Origin of the sequence: Thiocapsa sp. (assembly GCF_022340925.1) — a bacterium.
Taxonomy (GTDB): Bacteria; Pseudomonadota; Gammaproteobacteria; order Chromatiales; family Chromatiaceae; genus Thiocapsa.
On the sequence record NZ_JAJDNA010000131.1, the window covers coordinates 1 to 6,812 of the forward strand.

The following is a 6,812-nucleotide window of genomic DNA, read 5'->3' on the forward strand; positions in this document are numbered from 1 at the left end:
GTGCCGCTGGAGGTCGCCGGGGCCCCGAACCTCAACTTCGAGCGCATCCTCGCAAGGATGCGTGCCGAGTGTGCAGAATGGACCGAGGGCGCGCTCATTCGGCCATGCTGGTTTGAGCCGACTTTCCATAAGCATGCAGGCCAGCTGTGCTCCGGACTGCAGATTCACACGGACACTCTCGGCTACCGCCATGATCGTTTCAAACCCTACCGGCTGATCGCGCTCCTCTTGAAGTCGCTGCGCCTGGAATATCCGGACTACGGGCTCTGGCGTGACTTCCACTACGAATACGAAACGGAGCGGCTTGCGATCGACCTGCTTTCTGGGGGCACCTTCCTGCGCAACTGGGTCGACGACCGCGAGGCAGATCCCGCCGACCTCGAGCGCTACCTCTGCGCGGACGAGACGCTGTGGGCCGAGGCCACTGCCGGGAACCGGCTGTACCCCTAGGAGCCTGTCGGGTTTAGGGTGATCGAAGCGAGGGAGTGGGGAGCGAGGCCATGTTGTACCGGTTGTGAGGCGTATGGCGGGTGCTGTGTAACGAAAAAGCGCGGCGAAATGGACCGTTCTCCCGCCTCCGTAGCCGATTCATCCTAAGTCCGAGAGGCTCCTAGCGTCACGGTGACGATGAGTCCAGGCCGATTGTCCGCAAACTCGATGGAGGCCTGGTGCAGATCCAACACCGCCTTCACGAGGCTGAGCCCGAGCCCGCTGCCGGGTGTCGAACGGCTATCATCAAGCCGAAAGAAGCGATCGAGAACCCGCTCGCGCGAGTCGACGGGGATCCCCGGACCCGTGTCGACAACCTGCACCGTCACCGCGTCCGCTAAGGATCGCACCGACATCCCGATCGCGCCGCCCGGCGGCGTGTACTTGATCGCATTGTCGACCAGGTTGGCCAGGGCCTGGAACAGCAGATCGCGGTCGGCCCTGATCCAGGCAACCTCCCCGCCATGGAGCTCCATGCGAATACCTTTCTCGCTCGCCAGCGGTTCGTATAGTTCCAGCAGATCACGCATCAGCGCGGCGAGATCCATGCGGGCGAAGGCCGCCCGACGGCCTCCGGACTCGATTCGCGCGATCCGCAACAGAGCGTTGAAGGTCGCAAGCATTTCGTCGGCGTCTGCGATCGCCTCATCGGCAATCGTCTTCGCACCCTGGCAACCACTCAGCCCGGCGCGGAGCAGTTCCAGCTTGGTGCGAACCCGGGTCAGGGGGGTGCGCAGATCATGGGCGATGTTGTCCGAAACCTGACGGACACCCGCCATCAGGATCTCGATGCGATCCAGCATTTGATTAAGACTGGCCGCCAATTGGTCGAAGTCGTCGCCGCTCCCGCGGAGAGGTATGCGCCGCGAGAGATCACCGGCCATGATGTCGCGGCTGGTCTGGTTGATCGCCTCCAGCCGGCGCACCACACCGGCGCTCATCAGCCACCCACCCAACAAGGCGAGCCCAGCGGTAATGGCGAGCCCCCAGGCCAAGGCTTCGAGGATGAGGGCGCGGGTCGCCTCCAGGTCACGCACGTCGCGTCCAACCAACAGCCGCAACCCGCCCGGCAGCAAGAAGACCCGCGCCCGGGCGGCGTGCTCTTCGGTGCGGTCTGGTCCGCGCTCACGCAAGCGAAAGTGCAGCCAGCCGTCGCCAACGTCTGGCACGCCAACGGGCCAGCGATCGAGGTTGCCGACAATCCGCCCGAGGTTGTCGTCGACCAGCAGATAGACACTGGAACCGACCGGATCGCGTGTCACGCGCTCGCTGATGAGCGACGAGAGGCCACTCAGGCCGCTTCGCCGATACTGCTCGGCAAGCCCGCGGATCTCGGCCTCGATGGTGGCCGCGGTCTGGCGACCCATGTAGCCGGCGGTCGACCAGTAGATGAATCCCAGGAGGATCACCACGGAGCCGCCTAGCAAGACCACGTAGAGGAGCGCCACGCGAAACGTCGAGCTACGCAGGATACTCCCGGCCCGCGCGCGGAGCTCACGCAACCCGCTCACGGCGTGGCGCACGCCGTTCATTCGCTCCGGATCATGTAGCCGACACCTCGGACGGTCTCGAGGAGCGGCGCTTCGAAGCCCTTGTCGATCTTGCCGCGCAGACGGCTGATATGGACGTCGATGACGTTGGTCTGTGGGTCGAAGTGATAGTCCCAGACCTGCTCGAGCAGCATGGTTCGCGTGACCACTTGCCCAGCATGGCGCACCAGGTACTCCAGCAGGCGAAACTCGCGAGGTTGAAGCGGAATCTCACAGCCGGCGCGGGTCACCTTCCGTTTGAGCAGGTCCAGCTCGAGATCCGAGACACGCAATCGGGTCTCGGGGCCATCCGCGCTGCCACGGCGCAACAGGGCCTCGAGACGTGCGTGGAGCTCTGAAAAGGCAAAGGGTTTGGTGAGGTAGTCGTCCCCGCCCGCACGCAACCCCTCGACACGCTCGTCGACCTCGCCCAGGGCGCTGAGAAAGAGGACGGGCGTCTGGTTGCCGGATGCACGCAGGGTGCGCACGATACCCAGGCCGTCTAGCCCCGGCAGCATCCGGTCGATGATCAGCGCATCATAGTCGCCGGTCGCCGCCTGCAGCAGGCCGGTACGACCATCCGACACATGGTCGGTGACCGCACCGGCTTCGGCGAAGGCCTTGAGCAGGTAGTTGGCGGTATGGTGATCGTCTTCGATGAGAAGGATGCGCATCGGTCGATCACCTCACCAGGAACCACCGGCGCTCAGTCAACTGATGCGCCTGCGCCGAGGACGGCTCAGTATCCGGGATCGCAACCGGCCGTATGTTTGGCCTGAGGCCAACTGCAGTTCAAGGTGAAACGATCTCGGCCGATTGCTCTTACTCCGCATTGTCGAGCCAGACGTCTTGCGCGACAAGCCCCTCAACGGCTGGCACGTTCGCGGGGGATCCGGCGCTGTGGGGGTCTCCCGATCCGTAGTCGGCTGGCGACCGCTGAAACGCGGCCGCCAATCGGCTCAAACCCGTTCAGGTCGTCAGAGGAACGGCAACGAACAGCGGCGGCCCGTCCTTCTCGACGCGCAGGATGAGCGCCTCGACCTTGTCGTCCGCGGCCGCAAGAACCGCCGCAATGACCTGGTCAGGCGTCGTAACCGGCTCGACACCGACCATCGAGATGAGGCTACCCGCCTCTATCCCGGCGCGCGCGGCCGGGCTGTCTGACTCGACCTGCGACACATACACACCCTCTGCATCCGGGCGGAGGCCCTGCTCGAGGCGGAGCTCCGGGGTCAGCGGCGCGAGGTAGAGGCCGAGGCGAGGGCGCGCAACCGCGTCGGCCGGTTCGCTCGGGAGGCCCGCGACCTGCTCATCATCAGGCATCCGCGCGATCCTCACCGAGACCTCGCGCGCTTGCCCATCGCGGAGCACTCGAAGGGTCATCGCGGTGCCCGCCGTTGTCTCCGCTACGGCCCTTGCAAGGCCTTTTGCACCGTCGAGTGAGTGCCCGGCGGCGCTCAGGATGACGTCTCCGGCACGCAGGTCCGCCATCGAGGCAGGACTGCCCGGGATGACGTCTGCGATCAGGACGCCGCCGGTCTGCTCGAGCCCAAGCCCTGCGGCCAATGACTCGGTCACAGGCTGGATCTGCACACCGAGCCAGCCACGCTCGACTCGACCATTTTCTCGCAGATCGGCCACCACCCGCTGGACGGTCTCGGCAGGAATCGCAAATCCGATACCGACGTTGCCCCCGCTCGGCGAATAGATGGCGGTATTGACGCCGATCACCCGGCCGTTGATGTCGAACAGGGGGCCACCCGAGTGACCCTGATTGATGGGTGCATCGATCTGCAGGTAATCGTCGTAGGGCCCGGAGTTGATGTCGCGCCCTCGCGCCGAGATGATGCCGGCATTGACCGAGCCGCCGAGTCCGAATGGATTACCGACCGCCAAGACCCAGTCGCCGACACGCGCCTCGCGCGAATCCCCCAGCTCGACATAGCTCATCGGGCGATCCGCGTCGATCTTGAGCACGGCCAAGTCGGTCTTCGCGTCGCGCCCGACGACCTTCGCCGGATAGGTCGTCCCATCGTTCAGGATGATCGTGATCTCGCTGGCGCCTTCTATCACATGGTCGTTGGTCACGATATGACCCTCGGCGTCGAGGACGAAGCCGGATCCCTGGCTGACCGTTCGCCGGGGCCCCTCATGGCCCGGATGCTCGAAGAAACGACGGAACGACTCCGGCATGGGCACATCGTGCGGGCGCGGCGGGTGGGCAGACCACTGCATCGGCTGTATCCCCTCCGCCTTAACCGAGACGTTCACGACGGCCGGGGTCACCCGCTCGGCGACATCCGCGAAGCTTGGGAGCCCCGGGGTCGCGACCGAGGGGATATCGGCCCCGCCAGCATCACTCGCCATCGCACCGGCACCGGCCCAACAGAGGCTCCCCGCGGAGAGGGCCAGGGCCAGGACAGCCGTTGCGAGCCCCAGGCGTTGCGTGGGTGCCGGCGTGCCGACGGTAAAGGATCTGTTCGGAGACGGTGAATGGGGTTTCGTCATGGCGTTTTCCTCATCAGGAGACGAAGGCATCGCAGGTCAGGGACCCGCTTGCCTAGAGCACGGTTGGACGCTCCTGAGTATTCTGGTGTGCCCATTGCGCGAGCATGTCCGGCGGCTTACGGGGTGTTAATCCGGCATGAGCCAAACGCCATGGATCTCGCGGCTCGCCTTGACCGCAGCTCGCCGGAGATGTCTACTTTCCTTGGCCCCCGGGGCAGACTTCAACTGTGGTCCTGGTGACGGGCGCGGAGGTCACGACGCGCTGGTCCGAAACCGGTCTCGCCCGGCGGGCTGCACATCGATTCCTAATCTGCCGGCGAGGACGAAAACATGGCAACGATAGAAGAGATCGAGATGGGGCGTTATTCCAGGGAGCTCGAGGACGATGTGCGACACCTGGTCCACAAGTACTGTCGCATCATGGGCTGGGAGGTCCCCGAGCTCGACGAGACGGCGGCGCGTCGACTCATCTTCGAGGCGCTCCGCTCATCCGTTGCGCGGGTCGAGTCGGAGTAACGCGACTCCGGTCGGCCGGACGCGCCGCATCCCATCCTCGCTGCCCTGTCCGCGGCGGCTGGTCAGTTCCCGCCCGCGTCTCCCACGCACCCATCGGCTGACCGGGCCGACATCGCTTCTCGCCTCGCTCCTGTTGGCCTGTGCGATCGCCGGCTGTCAGTCCGCTCGCCCAGAGCCCCGCGCAGCCTGTGCGTTCCGGGTCGGCATGAGCTCGGATGAGTTGGCGAGCTGCGGTTGCGTGCCGGCAAACACCCAAGGCGACGCGGCCGGTGCGCTCATATCGGGCCAATCCCCCAACAACACCCGATCGATCCAGATCACCAACTACATCTGCCCACTGGGATCAGCGGGCGTCTACATCGTGGTCGTCACGAATGGCATCGCTGCCGCGGTGTATCATTAGCCGATGTGAGTCCCATGGAAACGGGATCGAGCTGGATGGCGGCATTCGACAAAACACTTCGACGGTGGCAGCTTCGTGCGCTCGACCGGGTCGATGGGACCAGGCTCACCCGGGCGAGCGAACGGCGGGCGGTCGAGCAGTTTCGGCGCATGGCGCGCGCGGTACCGGCCTATGCCTCCATTCTGAGGGAACATGGCGTTTCGCCGGCGAGGATCCGCACGGTCGCCGACTTCAAGGCCGAATGCCCGGTGATCGATAAGCGAGCCGTCTTCGGCCCCTTCCCAATCGATCGCCTTTGTGTCGGTGGCAAGCTCGGGCGACTCGCCGGTGTCCTGACCAGCTCCGGCCAAGGCGGACATTTCGGATTCGGTCTGTCCACCCATCGTCAAGCGAGGCGTGCCGCCAAAGCCATCGAGCTGGCGATGGAATATGCCTTCCAGACCGACCGGCGCTCGACCCTGCTGGTCAATGCGCTGCCGATGGGGGTCCGTTTCAGCTGCTCAACGGTCACGGTGGCGGAGACCAGCGTCCGCGAGGACATGGTGACCGCATTGGTCGGCCAGTTCGCCCCTCACCACGACCAGACCATCCTGGTCACGGACCCCTTGTTCTGCAAACGCATCCTGGATCACGGCCGCGATTGCGGTCTCGATTGGGGGCGGTTCAGGATCCACGTGATCCTGGGTGAGGAAATCTTCGGGGAGGACTTTCGCCACTACGTCGCGAGCCGCCTAGGACAAGATGCGGAAGGTTGGACGGCGGGTCTCGTAGGCTCGTCGATGGGGGTGGGCGAGCTTGGGCTGAATCTGTTCTTCGAGACCCGCGACACGGTGCGACTGCGACAACTGGCGCATCGTCACCCTGAGTGGCTCAGGTCGGCGATCGGTCAATGGCCCGGGCAGGTCCCGCCCCTGCTGTTCGTCTATGACCCGCTTCGCATCTTCGCCGAGGTCGTCGATCCAGACCCAAGCGGCTTTGGCGCCTTGGTGCTCTCGACCTTGGATCCCTCGCTGATGCTCCCATTGCTCCGTTACCGCACGGGCGATCGGGCCCGCATGGTGGACAGCGCCCGAGTCGCCGACGCGCTTGCGAGGGCGGGCCGCGCCGACCTGCAGGTCCCGGCGCTGCCGATGATCGCCTTGTCCGGCCGGGAGCAGGACGTCTTACCCGACGGACGCACCCTGCTCGACATCAAGGACGCGCTCTACCGGGACCCGGTCCTCGCTGACCAGTTGAGCGGACTCTTTCGAATCCGGCCCGAAGGCCCGACGTTGCGTCTCGATCTACAGATGCGCGAGGGATGGGCCGGCAGCGAAACCGCCTTCGCGGAGCGGATCAAGAACTGCCTGCCAACACCGGGACACACC

7 protein-coding genes are annotated in these 6,812 nt (G+C 65.3%); 4 read left to right on the plus strand and 3 right to left on the minus strand.

What is annotated here, in order from left to right; genetic code table 11:
* Positions 1-450, plus strand: a 450-nt coding sequence (locus tag LJE61_RS14840; protein ID WP_296918847.1) for a DUF1343 domain-containing protein, incomplete at its 5' end; no start/stop codon positions are given.
* A 143-nt stretch (positions 451-593) separates the two neighbouring features.
* Here the strand turns inward: LJE61_RS14840 and LJE61_RS14845 are convergent.
* The 3 genes from LJE61_RS14845 to LJE61_RS14855 form a co-directional block, all read right to left on the minus strand.
* Positions 594-2,021, minus strand: a complete 1,428-nt coding sequence (locus tag LJE61_RS14845; RefSeq protein WP_296913304.1) for an ATP-binding protein — start codon at positions 2,019-2,021, stop codon at positions 594-596.
* On the minus strand, positions 2,018-2,692 hold the full coding sequence (locus LJE61_RS14850; RefSeq protein ID WP_296913307.1) for a winged helix-turn-helix domain-containing protein: 675 nt from the start codon (positions 2,690-2,692) through the stop codon (positions 2,018-2,020). Before LJE61_RS14850 ends, LJE61_RS14845 begins: the two co-directional genes overlap by 4 nt.
* A gap of 295 nt (positions 2,693-2,987) precedes the next feature.
* Complete coding sequence (locus LJE61_RS14855) at positions 2,988-4,526, minus strand: Do family serine endopeptidase (protein WP_296918849.1); 1,539 nt, start codon at positions 4,524-4,526, stop codon at positions 2,988-2,990.
* Between the two features lie 330 nt (positions 4,527-4,856).
* Here LJE61_RS14855 and LJE61_RS14860 point away from each other — a divergent pair, with 330 nt between their 5' ends.
* The 3 genes from LJE61_RS14860 to LJE61_RS14870 form a co-directional block, all read left to right on the plus strand.
* On the plus strand, positions 4,857-5,042 hold the full coding sequence (locus LJE61_RS14860; protein WP_296913313.1) for a hypothetical protein: 186 nt from the start codon (positions 4,857-4,859) through the stop codon (positions 5,040-5,042).
* Between the two features lie 205 nt (positions 5,043-5,247).
* Positions 5,248-5,445, plus strand: a complete 198-nt coding sequence (locus LJE61_RS14865) for a hypothetical protein (RefSeq protein WP_296913317.1) — start codon at positions 5,248-5,250, stop codon at positions 5,443-5,445.
* 35 nt (positions 5,446-5,480) lie between these two features.
* The coding region (locus LJE61_RS14870) for a phenylacetate--CoA ligase family protein (RefSeq protein WP_296918851.1) at positions 5,481-6,812 on the plus strand (1,332 nt) is incomplete at its 3' end.

What these genes read in the sequence shown, in the direction of transcription:
- LJE61_RS14855 (WP_296918849.1), bottom strand. Translation starts at nt 4,526, where the DNA reads ATGACGAAACCCCATTCACCGTCTCCGAACAGATCCTTTACCGTCGGC.
- LJE61_RS14845 (WP_296913304.1), bottom strand. Translation starts at nt 2,021, where the DNA reads ATGAACGGCGTGCGCCACGCCGTGAGCGGGTTGCGTGAGCTCCGCGCG.
- LJE61_RS14865 (WP_296913317.1), top strand. Translation starts at nt 5,248, where the DNA reads ATGAGCTCGGATGAGTTGGCGAGCTGCGGTTGCGTGCCGGCAAACACC.
- LJE61_RS14850 (WP_296913307.1), bottom strand. Translation starts at nt 2,692, where the DNA reads ATGCGCATCCTTCTCATCGAAGACGATCACCATACCGCCAACTACCTG.
- LJE61_RS14860 (WP_296913313.1), top strand. Translation starts at nt 4,857, where the DNA reads ATGGCAACGATAGAAGAGATCGAGATGGGGCGTTATTCCAGGGAGCTC.